This window comes from Streptomyces sp. NPDC058872 (genome assembly GCF_042743065.1).
Classification (GTDB): domain Bacteria; phylum Actinomycetota; class Actinomycetes; order Streptomycetales; family Streptomycetaceae; genus Streptomyces.
This window is the reverse complement of the sequence record NZ_JBHYMK010000009.1, coordinates 128,247-152,108: the sequence shown is the minus strand read 5'-3', so window position 1 is coordinate 152,108 and position 23,862 is coordinate 128,247. Positions and strand designations below refer to the sequence as shown.

24 protein-coding genes and 1 tRNA gene are annotated in these 23,862 nt (G+C 70.0%); 13 read left to right on the top strand and 12 right to left on the bottom strand.

The window, feature by feature from the left end; genetic code table 11:
* Positions 1-15 precede the first annotated feature (15 nt).
* From ACFW22_RS08265 to ACFW22_RS08250, 4 genes are read right to left on the bottom strand one after another with little or no spacing between them, the layout of a single operon-like run.
* The gene (locus tag ACFW22_RS08265; protein ID WP_386400518.1) at positions 16-576 is read right to left on the bottom strand and encodes a hypothetical protein; all 561 of its coding nucleotides are present in this window, start codon (positions 574-576) and stop codon (positions 16-18) included.
* A 27-nt stretch (positions 577-603) separates the two neighbouring features.
* Positions 604-2,391: an RNase A-like domain-containing protein gene (locus ACFW22_RS08260; RefSeq protein ID WP_386400516.1), complete on the bottom strand. Its 1,788-nt coding sequence runs from the start codon at positions 2,389-2,391 to the stop codon at positions 604-606.
* Positions 2,391-2,696 carry a WXG100 family type VII secretion target gene (locus tag ACFW22_RS08255; RefSeq protein WP_386400514.1) on the bottom strand — a complete coding sequence of 102 codons (306 nt, stop codon included), beginning with the start codon at positions 2,694-2,696 and terminating at the stop codon, positions 2,391-2,393. The genes ACFW22_RS08260 and ACFW22_RS08255 overlap by 1 nt, the downstream gene beginning before the upstream one ends.
* 19 nt (positions 2,697-2,715) lie before the next feature.
* The gene (locus ACFW22_RS08250; protein ID WP_386400568.1) at positions 2,716-3,051 is read right to left on the bottom strand and encodes a WXG100 family type VII secretion target; all 336 of its coding nucleotides are present in this window, start codon (positions 3,049-3,051) and stop codon (positions 2,716-2,718) included.
* 612 nt (positions 3,052-3,663) lie between these two features.
* Here ACFW22_RS08250 and ACFW22_RS08245 point away from each other — a divergent pair.
* Positions 3,664-4,113, top strand: coding sequence for a helix-turn-helix domain-containing protein (locus tag ACFW22_RS08245; protein ID WP_386400512.1), 450 nt, complete (start codon positions 3,664-3,666; stop codon positions 4,111-4,113).
* Positions 4,114-4,156: 43 nt separating this feature from the next.
* Positions 4,157-4,732 carry a PIN domain-containing protein gene (locus ACFW22_RS08240; RefSeq protein ID WP_386400510.1) on the top strand — a complete coding sequence of 192 codons (576 nt, stop codon included), beginning with the start codon at positions 4,157-4,159 and terminating at the stop codon, positions 4,730-4,732.
* Between the two features lie 91 nt (positions 4,733-4,823).
* Here ACFW22_RS08240 and ACFW22_RS08235 read toward each other — a convergent pair.
* Positions 4,824-4,897: transfer RNA gene (locus ACFW22_RS08235), tRNA-Gly, on the bottom strand.
* A 405-nt stretch (positions 4,898-5,302) separates the two neighbouring features.
* Here ACFW22_RS08235 and dcd point away from each other — a divergent pair.
* Both dcd and ACFW22_RS08225 read left to right on the top strand, forming a co-directional pair.
* The gene (dcd, locus tag ACFW22_RS08230; protein ID WP_030690788.1) at positions 5,303-5,878 is read left to right on the top strand and encodes a dCTP deaminase; all 576 of its coding nucleotides are present in this window, start codon (positions 5,303-5,305) and stop codon (positions 5,876-5,878) included.
* Between the two features lie 13 nt (positions 5,879-5,891).
* Entirely contained in the window at positions 5,892-6,389 is a 498-nt protein-coding gene (locus tag ACFW22_RS08225; protein ID WP_386400507.1) for a phosphoribosyltransferase, read from the top strand.
* A gap of 90 nt (positions 6,390-6,479) precedes the next feature.
* On the opposite strand, the gene ACFW22_RS08220 is transcribed toward ACFW22_RS08225, so the two are convergent.
* Together ACFW22_RS08220 and ACFW22_RS08215 are read right to left on the bottom strand one after the other, a co-directional pair.
* A complete protein-coding gene (locus ACFW22_RS08220; RefSeq protein WP_386400505.1) occupies positions 6,480-9,083 on the bottom strand; it encodes a GH25 family lysozyme in 2,604 nt (867 codons plus the stop codon).
* 49 nt (positions 9,084-9,132) lie between these two features.
* On the bottom strand, positions 9,133-9,672 hold the full coding sequence (locus tag ACFW22_RS08215) for a hypothetical protein (protein ID WP_386400503.1): 540 nt from the start codon (positions 9,670-9,672) through the stop codon (positions 9,133-9,135).
* 212 nt (positions 9,673-9,884) lie between these two features.
* On the opposite strand from ACFW22_RS08215, the gene ACFW22_RS08210 reads away from it, so the two are divergent.
* The 3 genes from ACFW22_RS08210 (at position 9,885) to ACFW22_RS08200 (ending at position 13,153) form a co-directional block, all read left to right on the top strand.
* Positions 9,885-10,997: a peptidoglycan DD-metalloendopeptidase family protein gene (locus ACFW22_RS08210; protein ID WP_386400501.1), complete on the top strand. Its 1,113-nt coding sequence runs from the start codon at positions 9,885-9,887 to the stop codon at positions 10,995-10,997.
* A 144-nt stretch (positions 10,998-11,141) separates the two neighbouring features.
* Entirely contained in the window at positions 11,142-12,458 is a 1,317-nt protein-coding gene (locus tag ACFW22_RS08205; RefSeq protein ID WP_386400499.1) for an ATP-binding protein, read from the top strand.
* The gene (locus ACFW22_RS08200) at positions 12,455-13,153 is read left to right on the top strand and encodes a LuxR C-terminal-related transcriptional regulator (protein ID WP_386400497.1); all 699 of its coding nucleotides are present in this window, start codon (positions 12,455-12,457) and stop codon (positions 13,151-13,153) included. Before ACFW22_RS08205 ends, ACFW22_RS08200 begins: the two co-directional genes overlap by 4 nt.
* A 78-nt stretch (positions 13,154-13,231) precedes the next feature.
* On the opposite strand, the gene ACFW22_RS08195 is transcribed toward ACFW22_RS08200, so the two are convergent.
* The 3 genes from ACFW22_RS08195 to ACFW22_RS08185 form a co-directional block, all read right to left on the bottom strand.
* Positions 13,232-14,092: a Yip1 family protein gene (locus tag ACFW22_RS08195; protein WP_386400495.1), complete on the bottom strand. Its 861-nt coding sequence runs from the start codon at positions 14,090-14,092 to the stop codon at positions 13,232-13,234.
* A 238-nt stretch (positions 14,093-14,330) separates the two neighbouring features.
* Positions 14,331-16,586, bottom strand: a complete 2,256-nt coding sequence (locus ACFW22_RS08190) for a (Fe-S)-binding protein (RefSeq protein ID WP_386400493.1) — start codon at positions 16,584-16,586, stop codon at positions 14,331-14,333.
* A 107-nt stretch (positions 16,587-16,693) separates the two neighbouring features.
* Positions 16,694-17,182, bottom strand: a complete 489-nt coding sequence (locus tag ACFW22_RS08185) for a sugar transferase (protein WP_386400491.1) — start codon at positions 17,180-17,182, stop codon at positions 16,694-16,696.
* A gap of 245 nt (positions 17,183-17,427) precedes the next feature.
* Here ACFW22_RS08185 and dnaK point away from each other — a divergent pair, with 245 nt between their 5' ends.
* From dnaK to ACFW22_RS08165, 4 genes are read left to right on the top strand one after another with little or no spacing between them, the layout of a single operon-like run.
* Positions 17,428-19,266, top strand: coding sequence for a molecular chaperone DnaK (dnaK, locus tag ACFW22_RS08180; RefSeq protein ID WP_386400489.1), 1,839 nt, complete (start codon positions 17,428-17,430; stop codon positions 19,264-19,266).
* Positions 19,263-19,910, top strand: coding sequence for a nucleotide exchange factor GrpE (gene grpE, locus ACFW22_RS08175; protein ID WP_386400487.1), 648 nt, complete (start codon positions 19,263-19,265; stop codon positions 19,908-19,910). Before dnaK ends, grpE begins: the two co-directional genes overlap by 4 nt.
* 33 nt (positions 19,911-19,943) lie before the next feature.
* On the top strand, positions 19,944-21,128 hold the full coding sequence (gene dnaJ / locus ACFW22_RS08170) for a molecular chaperone DnaJ (protein WP_386400485.1): 1,185 nt from the start codon (positions 19,944-19,946) through the stop codon (positions 21,126-21,128).
* Between the two features lie 4 nt (positions 21,129-21,132).
* Positions 21,133-21,576 carry a heat shock protein transcriptional repressor HspR gene (locus ACFW22_RS08165; protein WP_384886176.1) on the top strand — a complete coding sequence of 148 codons (444 nt, stop codon included), beginning with the start codon at positions 21,133-21,135 and terminating at the stop codon, positions 21,574-21,576.
* Between the two features lie 72 nt (positions 21,577-21,648).
* Here the strand turns inward: ACFW22_RS08165 and ACFW22_RS08160 are convergent, their stop codons facing one another.
* Positions 21,649-22,632 carry a helix-turn-helix transcriptional regulator gene (locus ACFW22_RS08160; protein WP_386400482.1) on the bottom strand — a complete coding sequence of 328 codons (984 nt, stop codon included), beginning with the start codon at positions 22,630-22,632 and terminating at the stop codon, positions 21,649-21,651.
* Between the two features lie 139 nt (positions 22,633-22,771).
* On the opposite strand from ACFW22_RS08160, the gene ACFW22_RS08155 reads away from it, so the two are divergent.
* Positions 22,772-22,999: a 5'-nucleotidase gene (locus ACFW22_RS08155; protein ID WP_386400480.1), complete on the top strand. Its 228-nt coding sequence runs from the start codon at positions 22,772-22,774 to the stop codon at positions 22,997-22,999.
* The gene (locus tag ACFW22_RS08150) at positions 22,996-23,313 is read left to right on the top strand and encodes a (2Fe-2S)-binding protein (RefSeq protein WP_384886169.1); all 318 of its coding nucleotides are present in this window, start codon (positions 22,996-22,998) and stop codon (positions 23,311-23,313) included. Before ACFW22_RS08155 ends, ACFW22_RS08150 begins: the two co-directional genes overlap by 4 nt.
* 124 nt (positions 23,314-23,437) lie before the next feature.
* On the opposite strand, the gene ACFW22_RS08145 is transcribed toward ACFW22_RS08150, so the two are convergent.
* Positions 23,438-23,842 carry a pyridoxamine 5'-phosphate oxidase family protein gene (locus ACFW22_RS08145; protein WP_386400478.1) on the bottom strand — a complete coding sequence of 135 codons (405 nt, stop codon included), beginning with the start codon at positions 23,840-23,842 and terminating at the stop codon, positions 23,438-23,440.
* Positions 23,843-23,862: the final 20 nt, after the last annotated feature.

Here is a 23,862-nt window from a genome sequence, read left to right as displayed (position 1 = left end):
TGCGCCGGTACGGGATCAGTAGTCGGCGAAGGTCCAGAACATGCCGACCTCGGTGTCCGAGACGACGATCAGGCCACAGTCCTCCGAGTAGACGCTGAGCGGGCTGTACCCCCAGCTCGGGGTTGTGAAGTCGAGCGTGCCGGGCGCGGCACCGGGCCGGTCGACGTTGGTGTGGTAGGTGGCCGTGTCTCCGTATCGCGCGAGGACCGTGCGCGCCATGACCCGCAATTCTTCCTTGCTCTCTGCGAAGCGCCTCAGGTTGGACAGCGTGCAGCCGTCGTCCGTGAGGGCCAGGAGCAGGTTCTCGGCACTGCCCCGGTCGATCTCACGGAGGCGTGTCCTGATGTAGTCCGGGGGGTGGGAGACGAAGGGGTACGTGGGGGACGCCGCGCGCTCCGGGTCCTGCACCGCGTCGTCGAGGCCGGCCCAGCCCCGTGGGTCCGCGACCCGCGCCATCAGCGCGAGGACGTCGAGGATCCAGTCCTCGTGACGACGTGGGCCGGTGGCGTCGTACGGGTACGCGTCCTCGTACAGGTGACGTACCGCGGCTTCCCAGGACGCCTGGTCGACGGGCATGCGGTATTGGCCTTTCTCGGCGGAGTGTTAGGACTTGGAGGGCATCGACGTCATGACGGTGAACGGTGGGGTGCGGCTGCTGTCGTACCGGATCCGCGTGTCGATGCCCGTGACGTCATACGCCTTGGCATTGATGCCGCCCTGCTTGTATCCGGACAGCGGGTCGTTCGGGTCCACCGGCTGCTTGCTCACGCTGCGGCCGCTTGTCTCGCCGTTGGGCGCCGTCGAGTAGAACGACTTGACATTGCCGTCGGACGCCGGCGGCGGGCCCTTGATCCACGCCTCGATAGCGGCCTTGTTCTTGTTGAGGTTGTACTCGGTCAGGTCCTCCGCGCGCTGGTAGTTCGGAAAGGCCGAGGAGCCGCTGGGCATCGGCTTGCCATGCGGCCACGCCTGCGTCGGGCCGTTCGACTGCTGGTCCCGCAGGCGCTGCGCGAGCTGCTCGTCCGTCTTGCCGACGTGCTTGTCCAGGGTATGGCCGTCCCCCATGTACTCGTTGGCGGCGAGGTTCAGGTCGTAGTTGCCGTTCGAGTCGACCTTCAACCAGACCTGCGAGTCCTTGAACTCCTCCAGGGCCCGCGTGCCGAAGCCGTGCGCACGGGCGACGCCGGCCTCGAACTTGGGGGCGCTCAGATATGCCTCGTCCAGAGGTCCCTTCAGCGCCTCCACGCGAGTGGTCAGACCCTCCAGGATGCCGGTGTAGGTGTTGACGATCCGGTTCAGTTTGGCCGTGTTGATGTTGAGCACGGTCTTGACGTCGAACGACAGGATCAGACCCGCCCCCTTGCCGATGACCGACGTGACCTTGCCGAGGAGATCCTTGGGGTTCTTGGGCTTCTCCAGGTCGTCGATGATCTCCTTGGCGGCCTTCCACATGGCCCGGTGGAGTTCATCGGCGACGTCGCGGTTCAGGTCGACGGCGGCCTCGGCGTACTCGCGCAGGATGGTGGCGATGCTGTCGGCCGTGTCCTTCAGCACCGCCAGGACGGGTTCGCTGCCGGTGGGGGTGTGGGGCGTGCCGGGGCCGGAGTTGGCGGTCTGTGCCCACTGGTAGCCGTGCCGCTGTTGGCCCCAGGCCGTCCCTCCCCACAGGGCGCTGCAGAAGGTCCGCATGGCGGCTTCCCAGTCGGCCTGTTGGTGGTTGGTGATGGCACTGACGGCCTGGGTGAGCTGGTCCGCCCCCAGTGACGCCGTGATGGAGACGTTCGTCCAGCTGTGGCACAGGGAGTTGAGGTAGTGCTGCTGGGGGAAGGGGTGGACGTCCGCCACCCTGCCGACCCGGAACACGTGCTTGCACAGCGGTTGGAGGACGTCCCGGACGATTTCGGGGATGCCTTCCATCAGTCCGCGCAGGATGTCGTCGCCGCCGTCGTCGTCACCCCACTTGATGTCCGGTATCCCACCGAACTTCGGGGCCTGGTCGATGACGGCGGGGCGTGGGCGCTGCTCGGCGGTTGTTCCCGGCTTGGGATGGGTCGCCGCGTCTGCCTGGGTGTAGGCGTTGGCGGTCTCCGTGAACCCGACGGCGACGCCGCCGACGCTGAGCACGGACTTGCCCCAGACCTCCAGCCAGCGGTCGCCGATCTTCTTGTACGCCCGGGCGAACTTCTGGGCCTCACTGCCCGCGCCTCCGGCGTCGGGGTATTCGCGCAGCTCCTCCAGGAGCTTGTGGGCACCGCGCATCAGGAAGTCCTGCTGGGCGGCGACCCGTCCGGAGACCGACCAGAGGTCGCTCGGTTGGACGTCGATGGTGCCGCTGCCGCTGCCGCTGCCGCTGCCGCTTGGTGACGGGGCGGGGGCGATGGGACCGGCCATCAGGCGCCGCCTCCCCAACCTTCGAGCACCGACCGGTTGGCGGCGGCGTAGTTGAGGTGTCCCTTGACCACGACCTCATGGAGCCAGGCCTGGGCCGCCTTGAGGTCGTCGGCGGAGTGGCTCCACTTGTCCAGCTCGTCGATGAACGCCTCGCGGGCCTCGCCGTCCCAGCTCAGGACGACCTTCGCGGCCCGCCCATACAACGTGTCCAGCTTCTCGTTGAGGGCGCGGAGGATGTCCTCCAGGTCGCTCGAAAGGCGTTGCAGGGTGGCGAAGTCGACGGTGATCCGGTCTTCGTCCGACATGCTGTTGATCCCCCGTGGTTCAGACGTCCAGGATGCGGCTCTGAGGATGGCTGCTGTCCGGTGCGGGTGCCGGGTCGGGCACGGTGAGGTCGCGGGCGGCGGCGGGCACGTCCTCGCCGTCCTGCATTCGCCGGATCCGGGCCAGGGTGTCGAGTTCCTGCTCGGTGAAGCCGTCGCGCGAGGCACGTACGGCCGCTTCGAGGAGGACCATCACCTGGCGGATGCGCACGGCGTCCTCGGCCACACCACGATGCAGCGAGCGGTACGCGGTGGCGGTGGGCCCCTGCCAGCCTGCGGCGATCCTGTCGACGACCTCGTCCATCAGACGGGTCTGCTGCTCCAGATGCCGCTGCATCTCGTCGAGATCGTCCGCCAGCCTGGTCAGGCCGTCCTCCGAGACGTCCAGATCGACGTTCCGCACCCCGAGCCCCCGCTCGTCGCGTCGTTCGTACGCATGTTCCCGCGCGACTGCTCACCCTAGCGGCCGGGTCCTGGTGATCGGGGACGGGAGCCGTGAGGAGGCTGGATAACGACGAAGCCCTAGGTCGATGACCTGGGGCTTCGTAGAAGAGCGGATGACGGGAATCGAACCCGCGCTATAAGCTTGGGAATCACCCGGCACTTGGGTCCGTACATGCCGCCTGACCTGCAGGGATGTATTCTGGCGGCTGTGCCGTTGCCGCTCCGACGGCCCCCTTGTTGACCGCTGTTTACCGCCCTTACTGGCACGTTGTGGCACGGACTCTCGTGTGGGCTCAGGAGGGGGCAATGCCGGTGGGGCGGATGCCCATGCGCATGCGATCCGAGGGCTCCTGCCGGACCGGTGGCCGGCAGAGTCGGCAGGCGGGGTGGATGGCTCCCGCGCGTCACGGCTGCAGCGCTTCTTCTTAACGGTTGCCCGCGCCGGACCCTATGGTTACAGTTATTGCAGATGGATTCTCGCCGGGGTCAGTGATTGGAGGCGGCCATGGCTCGTTCCAGCGTTCTTGCCCGTGCTGAGAAGGTCGAACCGAACCCGTCGCACCGGGCCTCACTCGCCGCTGCTGCTCGGATGGCGCCGGACTCGGTCGAGGTCTTGGTGCGCACCCCGGATGGCGGCGAACTGGCCCTGCCGAAGGAACTGGTCCGTGTTCTTCTGGCCTCGGCCGGTGAGCTGGCCCGCGGGCATGCGGTGACGGTCCTGGCGTCCGAGGCGCAGTTGTCGCCTGCTGAGACCGCTGAACTTCTTGGTCTGTCCCGGCCGTTTGTCGCCCGCTTGCTCGACGCCGGTGACATCCCCTCGACGAATCTTCCCGGTAGCAGTCACCGCGTCGTCCGCCTTGCGGACGTGCTGGCGTTCCAGCAGCGGCGTGAGCGCCGCAGGGAGGGGCGGCGCCAGATCGCCGATGTCTTGGCGGACACCGACCTGCCTGATTGATGCGGGTGTCACTGGCCAGCCGTGAAGGAGGAAGAGGGGGAGCGTGGCAGCGCGGGTTTTTGTCGACACCAACGTCTTGTTTCCGTTCTCGGTGATGGACGTGATGCTGGCTCTCACAGAGGACTCCGTCCACGAGATCGTGTGGTCCGAAAGGCTGCTCGCCGAGTGGGAGCGGGTCATCGTCCGGGAAGGAAGGCGTTCGGTGGAGTCCGCTGCCGCGGTCACCCAAGCCGTCCGACGCTTCTTCGCCGACTGTGAGATTCCGGCGGAGGCTTATGGTCACCTCGTGGAGGAAATGCCGGGCGATGACCCCGACGATCGATACCATGCGGCGGCAGCGATGGCTGCCGGGGCCGACGTGTTGATCACATGGAACCTCGCCGACTTCCCCGCAAGCGAGTTGGCTGAGCGTGGAGTGCGCGTGATCGACCCGGATTCGTACCTGTGCGAGCTGTACAGCGAGTTGCCGCATGAGGTGGCGGAGACGGTGGTCCGGCTCGCCGAAGAGAAGCGCAACCCGCCGGTCACGATCGACGACGCCGTCGCCCGACTTGCGAAAGCCGGCTTGCCGCGCTTCGCGGACCTTCTGACGTGTCACCTCGGGCACCGCGCGAGGTGACGCGGGCGCGGGTGGTGCACAGGTGGTGCGTGACGCCCGGAGAGGTCTAGACGACAAACAAGCCCCAGGTCGCTGACCTGGGGCTTTGTCGTGGAGCGGATGACGGGAATCGAACCCGCGCTATAAGCTTGGGAAGCTCATGTTCTACCATTAAACTACATCCGCGTAGCGGCCGGATTATCCCTGCCGCATCGTTGCATACTGTACCCCATGCGCCACTTGAGGCGAACTTCATGCCGTCGGCGGTGCGGAGTGCCGTCTGGAGGGTGTCCCCTTCATCCCCTAATGTGGCTCCTCGTCCACCACACGTGTAGGGGAAGGGACTTGATGGCTTCGATGGAGCGCACCGTCGTCCGTTGTGCCGAAGGGCATGTGTTCAGTACCGCCTCGTTCCCGCTTCAGCAGCTCGGGGCCGGGCGGATCGGGCCCGGGCGGCTCATTCGGTGTCCGCGGTGCGCGCGGTTGCGTCATGCGGTGCCGGTGGAGGCCGGGCGGCACTGAGCGCTGAAGTGCCGGGCGCGGGCGCCTGCCGATTGGGGCAGGTCCGCGCCCTCTGCGTATCGTGGGGGCGTGCTTCTCTCAGACAAGGACATCCGGGCCGAGATCGATGCCGGGCGGGTGCGCATCGACCCGTACGACGAATCCATGGTGCAGCCGTCGAGTATCGACGTGCGTCTCGACCGCTTCTTCCGGGTGTTCGAGAACCACCGCTACCCGCACATCGACCCCGCCGTCGAGCAGCTCGACCTGACGCGCGAGGTCGAGCCGGAGGGCGACGAGGCGTTCATCCTTCACCCGGGCGAGTTCGTGCTCGCTTCGACCTACGAGGTCATCACCCTCCCGGACGACATTGCCTCGCGGCTTGAGGGGAAGAGTTCCCTGGGGCGGCTCGGGCTCGTCACCCACTCGACCGCCGGGTTCATCGACCCCGGTTTCTCCGGGCACGTGACCCTGGAGCTGTCGAACCTCGCCACCCTGCCGATCAAGCTCTGGCCGGGGATGAAGATCGGCCAGCTGTGCATGTTCCGGCTGAGCTCGCCCGCGGAGTTCCCGTACGGGAGCGAGCGGTACGGCTCCCGGTACCAGGGGCAGCGGGGCCCGACGGCCTCCCGCTCCTACATGAACTTCCATCGGACCCAGGTGTGAGGCGGTCGCAGGCATGAGTGAAGTACGCGAGAACCTGACGTACGAGGGCTTCGGCGACGCCGTCCGCGAGCTGGCCCAGACCATCGCGGACGACGGCTACGAGCCCGACATCGTGCTCTCCATCGCCCGCGGTGGCGTCTTCGTCGCCGGTGGTCTGGCCTACGCCCTGGACTGCAAGAACATCCACCTCGTCAACGTGGAGTTCTACACCGGCGTCGGCACGACCCTTGAGATGCCCGTCATGCTGGCGCCCGTGCCGAACGCGATCGACTTCTCCGACAAGAAGGTCCTGATCGCCGATGACGTCGCCGACACCGGCAAGACCCTCAAGCTGGTCCACGACTTCTGCGTCGACCACGTGGCCGAGGTCCGCTCTGCGGTCATCTACGAGAAGTCCCACTCCCTCGTGAAGTGCGAGTACGTGTGGAAGAAGACCGACGAGTGGATCAACTTCCCCTGGTCGGTCCTGCCGCCCGTCGTGAAGCGCGAGGGCCAGGTCCTCGACGCCTGAGCGAGCCGGCGCCCCGGCGAGCCGGGGTGGGGGTCGGGTCCCCCGGTGCCCCAGCGTCCCCGCTGTCCCCGTTCCCCGCGGTCCGTCCGCTCAGGTGACCAGGTTGGCCAGCGCCCGGTAGGTGTGCGTGCCCGGGGCGCCGTCGAGCGGGCCCGTGTAGCCGCCCGTCTGGGCCAGGCGCTGGAGGGCGACGAGCGTCTCCGTGCCGGGGGTGCCGTCGAGCAGGCCGGAGTAGCCCCAACCGCGCAGGCAGGCCTGGATCCCGCCCCAGCTGTACGAGCCGAGCAGCCCGTCGGCCGGGCCGGCGTAGCCGCCCAGCCGGGCCATCCGCTGCATCGCCGCATGGGTGTGGGTGCCGGGGACGCCGTCGATCGGTCCGGTGTAGCCGAAGCGTCGCATGACGGTCTGGACGCCCTTCCAGGAGAGGGTGCCCATGACGCCGTCGATCGGTCCGGTGTAGCCGCCGGCGGTCGCCAGGGTCTGCAGGCCCTGGTAGGTGTGCGTGCCCGGGGCGCCGTCGAGCGGGCCGGTGTAGCCGTACCCGCGGAGGACCGTTTGGACGCCCCGCCACGACTCGGGGCCCGGGGCGCCGTCGATCGGCCCCGTGTAGCCGCCTGCCGCGGCGATCTTCTGCAGGGTCGCCCCGTCGGTGGTCGAGAGGGGGCCGGGGCCCGCTGCCGTCACGCTCAGGTAGGTGCGGACGGCCGCGAAGGCAAGGGGGCCGGGAACCCCGTCGATGGGGCCGGTGTAGCCGTAGTCCGCGGCCAGCAACTGGAGGCCCCGGTGGGTGTGGGTGCCGGGGACGCCGTCGATCGGACCGTCGTAGTAGCCCTGTGCGAGGACGGTCTGGACGCCCTTCCAGGAGAGGGTGCCCATGACGCCGTCGATCGGTCCGGTGTAGCCGCCGCGCCGGGCGACCTGCTGGAGCGTTTCGGCGTCCTCCGTCGCGAACGTGATGTTTCCGCCGGCCTGGTCGAGGTAGCCGCGCAGCCCTGCGTAGGTGTGCGGTCCCATGACGCCGTCGATCGGTCCGGTGTAGCCGCCGCGCCGGGCCAGCTCCTGGAGGCCGCGGTAGGTGTGCGTGCCGGGCACCCCGTCGGTCGGACCGTCGTAGAGGTCGAGCCGGGAGAGGAGCGTCTGCACGCCCTGCCAGCCGTTCGGCCCGAGGACGCCGTCGAGGGGGCCGGTGTACCCGCCCAGTCGGGCGATCCGTTGCAGGGTCACGCCGTCGTCGAGCGTGATCTCGGGCGTCGGGTCGGGCACCGGGTTCGGGCCGGGAGCCGGCAGGACCGCCGGTCCGAAGGCGTCCGGCCGCGCCCGGTTCAGGTCGACGGCGATGCCCTTGACCGATCCCGTGTCGCTGAACTGGTGGATCGCCCAGTCCGGATACGCGGTGCCGATCCTCGGACTGCCCGCGGGAGCGCCGTAGTCCGCCACCCAGAGCTTCGCCCCGGTCGCCCGGGTCAGCGGCCAGCTCCGCGAGGTGAGGAGGGAGGAGTAGGTGTAGAGGAAGGGGATCGTGCCGAGCCGGTCCTTCACGATGTCGATGAACTCCGCCGTCTGGGCGTCCGTCCAGACCGGGCTCTGGTCCACGCCCTCGACGTCGACCATGAGGGGCTCGCCGGCACGGTAGTCGCGCAGGTGGGACAGGAAGTGTTCGGCGTCGGTGTCCGCCGCTCCCCAGCCGGTCATCCAGTAGTGGCCGACGAGGAAGCCGGCGGCCCGGGCCTCGTCGACCTGCCGCACGTAGTGGGGCGAGGTGTAGGGCTGGTGGGTGGAGTCGTTGGAGCCGCCGGACTTCACGACGCAGAACCGGAAGCCGGCGCTGCGCGCGGCCAGGAAGTCGAGGGAGGCCTGGCTGGTGCCGACGTCGATCCCGTAGATCGGATCCGTGGGCGACGGGGCGGGTGCCGGCCCCGGCGCCGGCGGGGCGGACGGCGGGTGCGCGGACAGCCAGCCCGAGACGCCACGGATCGTGTTCGGACCGAGGATCCCGTCGATCGGTCCGGTGTAGCCGCCGTCCCGGGCGAGCGCCTGGACGGCCCGGTACGTCGCGGATCCGGGCACGCCGTCCACGGGGCCGGTGTAGCCGTAGCCGCGGACGGCGGTCTGGACGCCTTTCCAGGAGTGGGTGCCCATGACGCCGTCGATCGGTCCGGTGTAGTCGCCGCGCCGGGCGAGCGTCTGCAGCACCTGCTGGTCGTCCGCGGTCAGGACGTAGGCGGTGCCGCCGGGCCCCGGGGTGCCCACGTCGGCCATCCGCGAACCGACGTTGTCCAGCGTCCAGCCCAGGTACACCAGACCGGAGAGCGCGTCGTACCGGGCCACGGACTGGGTGCCGATGCGGTGGCCGCCGGGGGCGAAGTCCTCTCCGCCGGAGAGATGGGTGGTGGCCATCAGACAGCGGCTGCCGCCGCCGTCGAGGTCCAGGGCCACGTGGCCGGGCGTGCGCCGCACCGCGTTGGCCCACCAGTGGAAGGCGCCACGGGGAGCGGCCGAGTGGTCCGGGTGCCCCTCCCCGGACGCCTCCCACGCGTCGTACGCCGTGCCCCGCGAACTGCTCAGGTCACAGGCCCGGAACATCAGGGACTGGCACATGTCGGACCAGTCGCGGCCGTTGTCGAAGCCGGCGTCACCGCCGTCGGTGACGTGCAGCCGGGCCCACTGCTCGGCCCCGGCGACCGTTCTCGTCAACTCGTGCCCCTTTGCTCGGTGTCGGGTGTCGGGTGTCGGGTGTCGGATGTCAGGGAGCGGAGAGGACGTCGAGGCGCGTCGAGGCGAGGATCGCCTCCGCCCCCACCAGTTGCGCCCGGAGGACCGGCCGCGTTCCCACCGCAGCGGTCGGCACCGCGCCGTGGCGCAGCCAGGGATCCAGGACGACGGTTCCGTCCGTGTGCGTGTCCAGGTCCAGATAGCCGTGCGGAACGGCCGACTTGAGGCCCTCCGACACTTCGAGCCAGATGCTGGGGCGGGCCGTCTGGAACGCGCTGAGGGAGAACCGCACCCGGCGGCCGGGCAACGGCCGGCCGTCGTGCGAGACGAGGGCGAACACCACTCCCGCGGCCGTGGCCCCGGATCGGGCCCGTGGTCCGGTGGCCCGCCACGCATAGCCCGGGGCCCCGAAGGATCCCCGTACCCCCGGGGCGGGCGCCGGGGCGCCGACCGCCGCGGCCGTGCCGCCCGCGCCCGCCCCCAGGGCCAGGCCCGCCAGCAGCGCCCCGGTCGTCCGCAGGACGGACCGCCGGGACGTCCCCCGCTCCTCGCCGTCGACTTGCTCGGGCACGTGACCTCCTGGGTTTCCCTGTGCTGCCGCTCGCACCGCGGACCGGTCAAGACCACCCCACGGCCGGTGCGCCGGCAACCCAACGAATCCGCGGAACCGCACGTGGTTCCGCGGATTCGTTGGGTTGTCGGCACCGGGCCGGACCGGTGTGATGAGCGGGCTCGCGAGCTGCCGAAGGACCCCCGTCAGTCGATTCAGCACAGGGAGAAGCATTGTCCGAGAACGAGGCACGGCACCGTTGTGGCGGCGACCTGGACGAGCCGCACGTCCCCTCGGGGATGAGCCGCCGCACCCTGTTGCGCGGAGCGGTGGTGGGTGGGGGCGCGCTGGCCGCCGGTGGGCTCGTCCTGCCCACGAGCGCGTACGCCGTCCCCGCGATCTACAACCCGTTCGCCGCGTACGCCATCACCGGGCCGTGGGACCCGCCGAACCACAACGGGGTCGACTTCGGCATGGCCGTGGGGACTTCGCTGCCGGCCTGTGCCGCCGGAACGATCGAGAACATCCCGTACAACGGCACCGGTGGGCACACCGTCACCATCCACCACGCCGATGGATACCGCAGCCAGTACATGCACCTGTCCAAGTTCCTCCTGGCCAACGGCACCTACGTGGCCGCCGGGAAGGTCGTCGGGCTCTCCGGCGGAGCGGCCGGGGCCGACGGCGCGGGCAACTCGACCGGTCCGCACCTGCACTGGCACGTCATCAACCCCAACGGCGTCCGGGTCAACCCGCTCTCCTTCGGCTCCACCCCTCCCCCCGTCCAGGGGGAGGGGCTGACCCTGCAGAAGATCGCCGGTGCCGGCGGCTACACCGGTCCCCTGGACGGGGTGCCGGGCACCCACACCTGGCTCGGCGTGCAGCAGGTGATGAAGGGCTACGGGTACACCGGTCCGATCGACGGGGCGCCGGGCGGCAACACCTACGCCGCGCTCCAGAGGCTGGCGCAGAAGGGCGGGTACGGCGGCCCGATCGACGGAGTGATGGGCACCAACTCCTGGAAGGGCGTCCAGACCGTCCTGCGCCGGTTCGGCTACACGGGTCCGATCGACGGGGCGCCGGGCAGCAACACCTGGGCGGCCCTCCAGCGCCTCGCCAAGCTCGGCGGTTACACCGGTCCGGCCGACGGGGTGCTGGGCTCCCTGTCGTGGAAGGGCGTGCAGAAGGTGCTCACCGGCTACGGCTACACGGGTCCGATCGACGGCGCGCCGGGCACCGGCACCTACGCCGCGCTCCAGCGGATGGCCCGGCTCGGCGGCTACACCGGTCCGATCGACGGCGTCCCCGGCACCCACACCTGGGCTGCGCTCGCCAAGCTCGTCTGACGGACCGGACCGTCTTCCTCCGCGATCCGCCCTCCCCGCCGGTCCCGCTCAACTATCTTCATCGTGAAGCGTCGCAGGGCTGCCGCAGCCCGACGAATCCGCGCGCCTTCCGGCGGTCCCGACCGCCCGGAGTCGAGGAGGACGATGAGGATCCGCAACGGGCTGCGGCGGGTCGCGGAGCTGCCCACGACCAGGGCCGGCGTCGAGCGGGCCTTCTCCTACTTCACCGTGGGGGTCCGTCTCGGGACCGTCGCGCAGATGGTCCCCGCGGTGCGGCTCGGTGCGGGGCGGGCGCCCGACGAGACCGCCTACCTCGCGTGCTGGGGTGCCGCCGCCCTGGCCGCGGTCGCGGTGAGCGCGGCGACGTTCGTGCGCCGCCGGCCCCTGGGCACCCTTGCGTCCGTGCTCGACTTCGGGCTCGCCTGCGCGCTGCTGGTCCTCGGTCCGCTGGTGCTCGCGCCCTGGGACCGGTTCGGTACCTGGACCGCCTTCCAGCCGGGATACGCACTGTCCGTCATCATCACGGCCGGCGGGGTGCGGGGCTTCGGCGTCTGGGCGGGCAGCCTGCTCGCCGTCTCCCTCTGCTACGTGCTCTACCTCGGTGGCGACGTCGAGGGCGACATGGTGCCGACCGCGGTCGGCAACGTCCTGACCTACGTGGTGTACGCGCTGGTGGCCCGCATGTTCTTCGGGTACACCCGCCGCATCGCCCGGGACGCCGACGCCTCGCGCGCCCGTGCCGCCGAACTCGCCCGGCGCGAGGAGGAACGGCGGGCCCAGGTGATGATGCACAACGGCGTCGCCGTCATGCGGCTGCTGACCGAGCAGGGGGACGCCGTCTCGCGCGCCCGGCTCGTCGACCAGGCGGAGGTGGAGCTGCGGCGGATGCGTTCCTATCTGCGCGGAGGGGGCCGGGACGGGGCGGGGCCGGACGCTCCGGGCGGGCCGGACGGTCCGGACGGTCCGGACGGCCGGGACGGGGCGCCGGAAGGCGGCCGGCGTGCGGAGGGGGAGGGCCGGCGGATCGCGCTGGTCCCGATGGTCCGCCGGGTGTGCGAGCGCTTCGCCGACCTGAACGTCATCGCGTCGGTCGACCTGGGCACCGGCCTGAGCGTCACCGCCGCGCAGGCCGAGGCCCTGGAGCGTGCGCTGGGGAGCCTGTTGCTGAACGTCCGCGTGCACGCCCGCGCCCAGCAGGTGGTGGTGCACCTGGACGAGGAGGCGGGCGGGGGCTGGACGTTGACGGTGCACGACGACGGAGTCGGCTTCGACCCGTCGTCGGTGACGGCGGGGGTCGGGCTGCGGGAGGTGGTCGTGGGCGAGCTGCGCCGACGGGGCCTCGACGTGGGGATCGCGTCCGCCGCGGGCGAGGGGACGACCGCGACCATCACCGCGTGCCCGGGGCCGGAGGGCCGTCCGGTGCGGCCGACGGTACGGGCCGCCTTCGCGGAGGCGCCGTGAGGCCCGCGGTGGCGGTCGTCGACGACGCGTCGTTGATCCGCGAGTCGGTCGGTCCGTTGATGCCCGGCCTCGACGTCGTCGCCGCGGTCGCGACGGTGGAGGAGTTGGTGCGCCGCGGCCCCGTGGTGGACGTCGTCCTGCTCGACCTCCACCTGTCCAACCTCGAACGGCAGCCCGACGTCCGCCAGGGCGTCGCCGCCGTTCGCACCCTGACCCGACGTGGCTATCGCGTCTGCGTCTACAGCCAGGAGGAGCGTCGCTTCGTGCTGGCGGCGTGCCTCGCGGCCGGTGCGAGCGGCATCGTCTCCAAGGCCCTGCCCCGGGACCGGGCCGAACGGCTCTTCCTCGACGTCGCGGCCGGCGGCACCGTCGTTCCGGCAGCGGTCGTCGGCATCCTCGAAGTGCTCGTCCGACGCGACTGCATCACGCTGTTGAGCGAGCGTCAGCGCCAGGTCCTGCACGGGCGGGCCCGCGGACTGAGCTACGCCCGGCTCGCACGGGAGCTGTTCGTGAGCGAGTCGACGCTGCGCGGTTACTGGTTCGACCTGACCAGGTCGCTGTCGGAGTCCTTGCGGAGCCTGACGCCGGGTGAGATCGAGCGGGCCCTGGGACTCGCGCCGGGCGACCTGCTGGAGTTCTGGGCCGACGGGACGACGGACCGCAAGGACTGGTGGCGGATCGGCGGCGTCCGTTGAGCACCGGGCGGCACCACCGAGACGAGGAGCCCCCCACCGCGTGCGGTGGGGGGCTCCTCGGGGTCCGTGCGGGCGCCGTTACAGCGTGCCCAGTTTGATCAGGCTCAGCAGCGCCACCAGCTGGATCGCCGATGCGCCCAGCGCCTTCGGCCAGGGCAGGTCGTGCGAGCGGCTCACCATCACGGTGAAGAGCGCGCCCGCCGCCAGCCAGGTCGCCCAGCCGATGACCTGGACGAGACCGTTCTCGCCGCCCAGGAAGAGCGCGAAGAGCAGACGCGGCGCATCCGTGATCGACATGATCAGCATCGAGAGGCCGATGGTCGGCTGCCAGGAGCCGTCACCGCCCAGCTGGCGGGCGAGGGTGTGGGTGACCGCGCCGAGGATCAGACCGCCGACCACGAAGCCGAGGGCGGTCATCAGGACGTACGGGACCGCCGTCGACAGGGTCGCGTTGATCGCTTCCTCGCGGGCCTGGTCGAAGCCGAAGATCGCCAGGAGTCCGTAGAGGAAGGTGACGGACAGCGCCGGGCCCCAGACCGCGTAGTCCCGCATCTGCAGGAACGTGTCCGCCGGGCGCAGCACGATGCCGCTCAGCAGCTGCTTCCAGGGCAGTCGGGGCCCCGTCGGGGCGGGGGCGCCGGAGGGGCCGCCCTGGCCGTACGGGTCGTCCACGCTGAACATCTGGGTGTGGCCCGGGTTGTTCGCCGTCGCCGCGTGCTGCCGGGGCTGCTGGCCGTACGGTTCGCCGAAGTACTCCGGTTCGCCGTGGGACTGCTGCGGTTGCCCCTGCTGCCCGTACGGCTGCGTCTGTTGTTGCTGCTGCTGCCACTGCTGCTGCGGGTAGGGCGGCGGGGCCGCGTTGTACCCGTACGGCGCCTGCTGCGGTTGTTGTTGCGGGGGGCGGTTGTCCCTGCCGCGTCCGTTCCTGAATCCAGCCACGTCATCGAACGTACCTGCTTCGGCTGTGGACTCGCTCCTTTGCGGCTGACCTGTGACATCCCCTAGGGGGCGTCGGGGGTGTGACGGGGGCGCGGGGGAGTGCGGGCGGGCCGTCGCGGGGCGCGGGGACCCCGACCGGGTGGCGCGGTTCCCCCGGCCCCGCGCCGTGCCGCTGCGGACGTGCGCGAGGGGGCCGCCCCGCGCTCCTCGCGCGTTGCGGCCCCCTCGCGGTCCGGGCTCAGACGGCCGGTGTCGGCTCCTCGGCGGCCGGCTCCTCCGGCTCCACCGGGGTCTTCACCGAGTCGAGCAGCAGCTGGGCGACGTCGACGACGGTGACGGACTCCTTGGCCTTGCCCTCGTTCTTCTTGCCGTTGACCGAGTCGGTCAGCATGACCAGGCAGAAGGGGCAGGCGGTGGAGACGATGTCCGGGTTGAGGGACAGGGCCTCGTCGACGCGCTCGTTGTTGATGCGCTTGCCGATCCGCTCCTCCATCCACATCCGGGCACCGCCGGCGCCGCAGCAGAAGCCGCGCTCCTTGTGGCGGTGCATCTCCTGCTGGCGCAGGCCCGGGACGGCGGACATGATCTCGCGCGGCGGCGTGTAGACCTTGTTGTGGCGGCCCAGGTAGCAGGGGTCGTGGTAGGTGATGAGGCCCTCGACCGGGGTCACCGGGATCAGCTTGCCCTCGTCGATGAGGTGCTGGAGCAGCTGGGTGTGGTGGATGACCTCGTAGTCGCCGCCGAGCTGCGGGTACTCGTTGGCGATGGTGTTGAAGCAGTGCGGGCAGGTCGAGACGATCTTCTTGGCCGACTTCGGCTTCTTCGTCGACTCGTCCTCGTCGTCCTCGCCGAAGGCCATGTTCAGCATCGCGACGTTCTCCTGGCCGAGCTGCTGGAAGAGCGGCTCGTTGCCCAGGCGGCGCGGGGAGTCACCGGTGCACTTCTCCTCGCCGCCCATGATCGCGAACTTGACGCCCGCGATGTGCAGCAGCTCGGCGAAGGCCTTGGTGGTCTTCTTGGCGCGGTCCTCCAGGGCGCCGGCGCAGCCGACCCAGTACAGGTAGTCGACTTCGGAGAGGTCCTCGACGTCCTTGCCGACGATCGGGACCTCGAAGTCGACCTCCTTGGTCCACTCGACCCGCTGCTTCTTGGCCAGGCCCCAGGGGTTGCCCTTCTTCTCCAGGTTCTTGAGCATCGTGCCCGCCTCGGACGGGAACGCCGACTCGATCATGACCTGGTAGCGGCGCATGTCGACGATGTGGTCGATGTGCTCGATGTCCACCGGGCACTGCTCGACGCAGGCGCCGCAGGTGGTGCAGGACCACAGGACGTCCGGGTCGATGACGCCGTTCTCCTCGGCGGTGCCGATCAGCGGGCGCTCGGCCTCGGCGAGGGCCGCGGCCGGAACGTCCTTGAGCTGCTCCTCGGTGGCCTTCTCGTCGCCCTCCATGGTCTTGCCGCCGCCCGCGAGCAGGTACGGCGCCTTGGCGTGCGCGTGGTCGCGCAGCGACATGATGAGGAGCTTGGGGGAGAGCGGCTTGCCGGTGTTCCAGGCGGGGCACTGCGACTGGCAGCGACCGCACTCGGTGCAGGTGGAGAAGTCGAGGATGCCCTTCCAGGAGAACTGCTCGACCTGGGAGACGCCGAAGACGGCGTCCTCGGCCGGGTCCTCCCAGTCGATCTCCTTGCCGCCGGTGGTCATCGGCTGGAGCGCGCCGAGGGCGGTGGAGCCGTCGGCGTTGCGCTTGAACCAGATGTTCGGGAAGCCGAGGAAGCGGTGCCAGGCGACGCCCATGTTGGTGTTGAGCGAGACCGTGATCATCCAGGTGAAGGACGTGACGATCTTGAGCGCCGCGAAGAAGTAGGTGAGGTGCTGGATCGTGCCCAGGTCCAGGCCGTCCAGGAGCGCGATCAGCGGGTACGAGGCGAAGAAGCCCGGCTCCCAGCCGGTCACGTGGTGCTGGACGCCTTCGAGGGCGCGGAGCGTCATGATGCAGACGCCGACGATGAGGATGACGGCCTCGACGAAGTACGCCTGACCGGTCTTGGAGCCGGCGAAGCGGGACTTGCGGCCGGCCTTGTTCGGCGTGCTCAGCTGGCGGATGACGATGAGGGTCACGATGCCGAGCACCGTCATCAGGCCGAGGAACTCGGTGAAGATCTCGTACGGCAGCCAGTCGCCGATGATCGGGATCAGCCAGTCGGCCTGGAAGAGCTGGCCGAAGGCGTTCACGATGGTGAGGAGCAGGGAGAAGAAGCCCACCGCCACGAACCAGTGCGCGAAGCCGACGATCCCCCAGCGGTTCATGCGCGTGTGGCCGAGGAATTCCTTGACCAGCGTGATGGTGCGCTGCTTGGGGTCACCGGTGCGCGTGCCGGCCGGTACCGGCTGACCGAGCCGCACGAAGCGGTAGATCTGCACGGTGGCGCGGCCGAACAGCGCGACGGCCACCACCGTGATGGCGATCGACACGATGATCGCGGCGAGTTGCATGACGGGCTCCTCGGGCGGGCCTACTAAGCGGTAACTTATTGAGTTCCTGCTGAGATTACCCGTTCGCGGCGCCGCACTGTAGCGGCGCCCGCGGTGATGTGTGTCGCTCAGGCAAACCTTGCCGTGCGACGCCTGCGGACTGCTGGAAGCGTACGCGCAAGGATCAGCAGGTCCATTCCCAGCCAGTGGTCGTCCACATAGTGGAGGTCCAGCAGCTCGCGTTCCTCCCACGGCAGGTCCGAACGGCCGCTGATCTGCCACGGACCGGTGAGTCCCGGGCGCACGGAGAGCCGGCGCCGGCCCTCGCCCGTGCACTCGCGGTGGGTCGGGCTCAGCGGGCAGGGGCCGACGAGCGACATCCGGCCCGCCACGACGTGCAGGAGCAGGGGCAGCGCGGCCAGCGGGCCCCTGGTGCGGAAGGTCAGCATCGTGAACGGCCGCCCCTCCAGCCCGGCCACCGTCCGGCGTCGCAGCACGGCGCGCTCCGAGGGCGTCGAGCGGAGCGCGGTCGAGAGCGCGACGGCGGCGGCCAGGGGGGAGAGGAGGACGAGGAGGGCCAGTCCGCCCGTCAGGTCGAGCACGCGCTTCGCCGCCATGGCCCCTACCCTCCGACAAGAATCATGGGATATTCGTGGGATATGCCTGCTTTGCCCGGCAGGGGCCTTCGGACTCTCTCACGGTGCACCCCGTCCGCGCCCGCACCGACGCGCTCACACCCCCTCTTTGAGTGATGCTGCGGACGAAGACTTGAGTCGACTTCACTCAAGTCTGTTGACGTGCTCCCCTTCCTCGTGCATCCTTGAGTCAGTTCCACTCAAGTCAGTCAGCTGGAGGAATCGAAATGGCACGTGCGGTCGGCATCGACCTGGGCACGACTAACTCCGTCGTCAGCGTTCTGGAAGGCGGCGAGCCCACCGTCATCACCAACGCCGAGGGCGCCAGGACCACGCCGTCCGTCGTCGCCTTCGCGAAGAACGGCGAGGTGCTCGTCGGCGAGGTGGCCAAGCGCCAGGCCGTCACCAACGTCGACAGGACCATCCGGTCGGTCAAGCGCCACATGGGCACCGACTGGAAGATCGACATCGACGGCAAGAGCTTCAACCCGCAGCAGATGAGCGCCTTCATCCTGCAGAAGCTCAAGCGCGACGCCGAGGCCTACCTGGGCGAGAAGGTCGTCGACGCGGTCATCACCGTCCCGGCGTACTTCAACGACTCCGAGCGCCAGGCTACCAAGGAGGCCGGTGAGATCGCGGGCCTCAACGTCCTGCGCATCGTCAACGAGCCGACCGCCGCCGCCCTGGCGTACGGCCTGGACAAGGACGACCAGACGATCCTCGTCTTCGACCTCGGTGGCGGCACCTTCGACGTGTCCCTCCTGGAGATCGGTGACGGCGTCGTCGAGGTGAAGGCCACCAACGGTGACAACCACCTCGGTGGTGACGACTGGGACCAGCGCGTCGTCGACTACCTGGTGACGCAGTTCCAGAACGGCCACGGCGTGGACCTGGCCAAGGACAAGATGGCCCTCCAGCGTCTGCGCGAGGCGGCCGAGAAGGCGAAGATCGAGCTCTCCTCCTCGACCGAGACCACGATCAACCTGCCCTACATCACGGCCTCCGCCGAGGGCCCGCTGCACCTGGACGAGAAGCTCACGCGCGCCCAGTTCCAGCAGCTCACCTCCGACCTGCTCGAGCGCTGCAAGGTGCCGTTCCACAACGTCATCAAGGACGCGGGCATCCAGCTCAGCGAGATCGACCACGTCGTCCTCGTCGGCGGCTCGACCCGCATGCCGGCCGTCGCCGAGCTCGTCAAGGAGCTGACCGGTGGCCGCGAGGCCAACAAGGGCGTCAACCCGGACGAGGTCGTCGCCATCGGCGCCGCGCTCCAGGCCGGTGTCCTCAAGGGTGAGGTCAAGGACGTCCTGCTCCTCGACGTGACCCCGCTGTCCCTCGGCATCGAGACCAAGGGCGGCATCATGACCAAGCTCATCGAGCGCAACACCACGATCCCGACCAAGCGGTCCGAGATCTTCACGACGGCCGAGGACAACCAGCCGTCCGTGCAGATCCAGGTCTACCAGGGCGAGCGCGAGATCGCGGCGTACAACAAGAAGCTCGGCATGTTCGAGCTGACCGGTCTGCCGCCGGCGCCGCGCGGCGTCCCGCAGATCGAGGTCGCCTTCGACATCGACGCCAACGGCATCATGCACGTGACCGCGAAGGACCTGGGCACGGGCAAGGAGCAGAAGATGACCGTCACCGGCGGCTCCTCGCTGCCGAAGGACGAGGTCGACCGGATGCGCCAGGAGGCCGAGCAGTACGCGGAGGAGGACCACCGCCGCCGCGAGGCCGCCGAGTCCCGCAACCAGGGCGAGCAGCTCGTCTACCAGACGGAGAAGTTCCTCAAGGACAACGAGGACAAGGTCCCGGGCGACGTCAAGACCGAGGTCGAGGCCGCTCTCGCCGAGCTGAAGGAGAAGCTCAAGGGCGAGGACACCGGCGAGATCCGCACCGCCACCGAGAAGGTCGCGGCCGTCTCGCAGAAGCTCGGCCAGGCCCTGTACGCCGACGCCCAGGCCGCCGGCGGCGACGCGGGTGCGGCCCCCAAGGGCGGCGCTGACGACGACGTCGTCGACGCCGAGATCGTCGACGAGGACAAGCCGAAGGGCGGCCAGGCGTGACCGAGGAGACCCCGGGCTTCGAGGAGAAGCCCGACGTCCCCTCCGGCGCCACGCCTGACGACGCCGCCGAGGCCGTCGAGAACTCCACCGAGGAGGACTCGACGGCCCCGGCCGGGGACGCGAGCAGCCAGAAGTCGGCCGGTACGGCGGGCCTCACGGCCCAGCTGGACCAGCTGCGCTCCGCGCTCGACGAGCGCACCGGCGACCTGCAACGGCTCCAGGCCGAGTACCAGAACTACCGCCGCCGCGTGGAGCGGGACCGGGTCACGGTCAAGGAGATCGCCGTCGCGAGCCTCCTGTCCGAGCTCCTGCCCGTCCTCGACGACGTCGGCCGGGCCCGGGAGCACGGAGAGCTCGTGGGCGGGTTCAAGTCGGTGGCCGAATCGTTGGAGACCGTCGTCGCCAAGATGGGTCTGCAGCAGTTCGGCAAGGAGGGCGAGCCCTTCGACCCGACGATCCACGAGGCCCTGATGCACTCGTACGCGCCGGACGTCACCGAGACGACCTGCGTGGCGATCCTGCAGCCGGGGTACCGGATTGGCGAGCGGACCATCCGGCCCGCCCGCGTGGCCGTCGCCGAGCCCCAGCCGGGGGCGCAGGCCAAGGCCGAGGAGTCGGACGACTCCGAGAACGACAACGAGTAACAGCCGTACCCGTACGCGGGAGGAGGGACGTCGATGAGCACGAAGGACTTCGTCGAGAAGGACTACTACAAGGTTCTCGGCGTCCCCAAGGACGCCACCGAGGCGGAGATCAAGAAGGCGTACCGGAAGCTCGCCCGCGAGAACCATCCGGACGCCAACAAGGGCGACGCCAGTGCCGAGGCCCGCTTCAAGGAGATCTCCGAGGCGAACGACGTCCTCGGCGACCCCAAGAAGCGCAAGGAGTACGACGACGCCCGCGCCCTCTTCGGCAACGGCGGCTTCCGGGCCGGCGGCCCGGGCGGCGGCGGCTCCTTCAACTTCGACCTGGGCGACCTCTTCGGGGGAGCCCAGGGCGGGGCCGGCGGCTTCGGCGGTGGCGCCGGCGGTGGCGGCATCGGGGACGTCTTCGGCGGTCTGTTCAACCGGGGCGGGGGAGCGGGCACCCGCACCCAGCCGCGGCGCGGCCAGGACATCGAGTCCGAGGTGACGCTCAGCTTCACCGAGGCCATCGAGGGCGCCACCGTGCCGCTGCGGATGTCCAGCCAACAGCCGTGCACGGCGTGCTCGGGCACCGGTGACAAGAACGGCACGCCCCGGGTGTGCCCGACCTGCGTCGGCACCGGCCAGGTCTCGCGCGGCAGCGGCGGCGGCTTCTCGCTGACCGACCCCTGCGTGGACTGCAAGGGCCGCGGCCTCATCGCCGAGAACCCCTGCGAGGTCTGCAAGGGCAGCGGTCGGGCCAAGTCCTCCCACACCATGCAGGTCCGCATCCCGGCCGGCGTGAGCAACAGCCAGAAGATCCGACTGCGCGGCAAGGGCGCGCCGGGCGAGCGCGGCGGGCCCAACGGCGACCTGTACGTCGTCGTGCACGTCGACGCCCACCCGGTCTTCGGCCGCAAGGACGACAACCTCACCGTCACGGTGCCGATCTCCTTCGCTGAGGCGGCACTCGGCGGCGAGATCAAGGTGCCGACCCTCGGCGGTCCCGCGGTCACCCTGAAGCTGCCCGCGGGCACCCCGAACGGCCGGACCATGCGGGCCCGGGGCAAGGGCGCGGTCCGCAAGGACGGCACCCGCGGCGACCTCCTGGTGACGGTCGAGGTCGCGGTGCCGAAGGAGTTGGACGACAAGGCACGCGAGGCCCTGGAGACCTTCCGCGAGGCGACGGCCTCCGAGGACCCGCGGGCCGCGCTGTTCCAGGCGGCGAAGGGAGCGTGACGCGGTGGAAGGACGCCGACGCAATCCGTACGAACTGACCGACGAGTCACCGGTGTACGTCATCTCGGTGGCGGCGCAGCTCTCCGGCCTGCACCCACAGACCCTGCGGCAGTACGACCGGCTCGGCCTGGTCTCCCCCGACCGCACGGCGGGGCGCGGGCGGCGCTACTCGGCCCGCGACATCGAGCTGCTCCGTCAGGTGCAGCAGCTGTCACAGGACGAGGGCATCAACCTGGCCGGAATCAAGCGGATCATCGAACTGGAGAACCAGGTCGCCGCGCTCCAGGCCCGGGTGGCCGAGCTGTCGGCGGCGGTCGAGGGCGCGGCGGCGACGCTGCGCCAGCGCGAGGCCCAGGTCCATGCCTCGTACCGGCGGGACCTGGTTCCGTACACCGACGTGCAGCAGGCGAGCGCCCTGGTGGTGTGGCGCCCGAAGCGCGGCGAGTAGCCCTTCACCGGCTGGTGTCCGAGGCCCCCTCCCCATGGGCGGAGGGGGCCTCGGACGTGTGCCCGGGGTCGGTCATTCGTCCCGTTCGAGGATGCCCGACTGGGCGATGAGGTAGCCGAGTTGTGCGCGGCTTCCGCTGCCGAGCGCGGCGGCGAGCTTGGCGATGTGTGCCCGGCAGGTCCGCACGTTCATGCCGAGCCGGCGGGCGATGGCCTCGTCCACGTGGCCCTCGACGAGGAGCCGGGCGATGGAGTGCTGGACGCCGCTGATCCCCTCCCGCGGTTGGGCGTTGGGGAGTTGCTCGCCGAACGGGGTGGCCCGCGCCCAGGACTGTTCGAAGACCGACGCCAGGTACTCGACCAGGCCGGGATGACGCAGTTCCAGGGCGACCTGGCGGTCCTGCCGTGCCGGTATGAGTGCCACCGAGCGGTCGATGATGATGAGCCGCTCGATGCTCTCCTCCAGGGTGCGGACCTGGAGCCGGTCCATTCCGGCCTGTTCGAGGTAGACCTGCATGCCGGGGCTGTGCCGTGCGGTGTGCTGGTAGAGCGTGCGCACGTGGACCCCGCGGTCGAGCAGCGGCTGGATCCGGTTGAGGGCGGTGTTGAGCGTGTGCTCGCTGCGCGCGCCGCCGGGCTGGATGGTGAGGAGTTCCTGGGAGCACTCGGCCGTGACCCGGCTCAGCACGGCGTCTATGCGGTGGATGCCTTCGAGGACGGTGATGGCGTGGGTGGTCGACGGGTCCTGGGCGCTGATCGCCATGAACTGCTCGAAGGTGCTGGACAGTCCCATGGCCAGGGCGCGCCGCTCCTGGATCTCGCGCTCCAGGGGATGGACGAGCCGGGCGAGCGCGGCCGAAGGTGGAACCGGACGGAGCCACACCGGGTCGTCGGGATCCGGATGGAGCAGGTCGAGGTCCATGAGGCAGGGAGTGGCTTCTGCCTCACTCCTTGTGATTCGCCCGATGCGCAACGCACGTGCGTACAAGTCCGATCCGACGGTACAGAGGTCGACATGCCCGTGAGGATGTGCGTTGGATGTGTCATTTTGAGCCATTTGTACACCCCCCAGGATCCTGTATTTCAGGAACATGATGCATTGCCCCAGTGGTGTGCGCGCAAAGAGTGAGCCATCGTCTAAGGCGCGGGGGAGAGGAAACCATCAAGTGAGGTCGAAGCTGCTCATGTCCAGGAAAATGCTTCGCTCGATACTTGCTTCCGTCTTCATAGGGGCGGCAGCAGCAGGAGCGCTGGCCGTCGGCGACCCGGTGTGGGACAGCGAGCCCGCCCTGGTGGCCGCAGCCCCGAACGACCCGGTGTGGGACGTCACTCCGGCGCGGCAGACCGACCCGGTGTGGGACGTCACTCCGGCGCGGCAGGCCGACCCGGTGTGGGACTTCGCCCCGGCGAACGAGGAAGCATGACGGTCCCGCCGGACGACCCCAGGTTCCGCCGGGAGATGGCCTCGGCCTATCGGTCCGGCTGGCACTTCGTCGATCTCGCCACGGCCATCCCCCACCGTGGTGACTCGCTGAAGATCACGCTCTTCGGAGAGCCCGTGGTCGTTGCACGCGAACACGACGAGGACGTCCGGGCCTACCGCTGTCTGCGGCGCCCCCGGGGCGCTCCTCAGCCCATCCGGTGTGCCATCCGGTACGGCATGATCTTCGTCAACCTCGACCAGCGGGACCACCAGCTGATCGAACCCGAGACCATGGCCACTCCCCGCAGTGCCTGAGCGATTCCCCCGTCGTTGTAGATCGCTCAGGTGCTTCCCCCACACAGCGGCGCCATCGCGGACCTGAAACGCGATGGCGCCGCTGTGCTGCGTCCGAAGGTCCTTCGAAGGTCCTCCGCGCTCCTCAGGCGCGGCCCATCGCCCGGGTGAGGGCGATCTCGATGACGACCCGGTCCGGGTTCGGGGTCGGCGTGCGCCCGTAGCGCTCGGCGTAGCGGGCGACGGCGTCCGCGACGACCTCGGCGTCCGCCCGGACGTGGGCGATGCCCTCCAGGGTGGCCCAGCGCCCCTTGTCCACCTGGCAGACCGCGACCCGTGCGCCGTCCGCGCCCGCCGCCAGGACGTTGGCGACCTTCCGGCTGTTCTTGTTGGTGATCACGCGCGCGTACCCCTGCTCCGGGTCGTAGGTGACGCCGACCGCGACGACGTGCGGGGTGCCGTCCGGGCGCGGGGTGGTCAGGGTGCACATGTGGTACTCGCGCCAGAAGCTGAGGTACGAGTCGGAGGGGTTCCTCGGGTCTGTGGCCATGCCGGGAAACTACCCGGGCA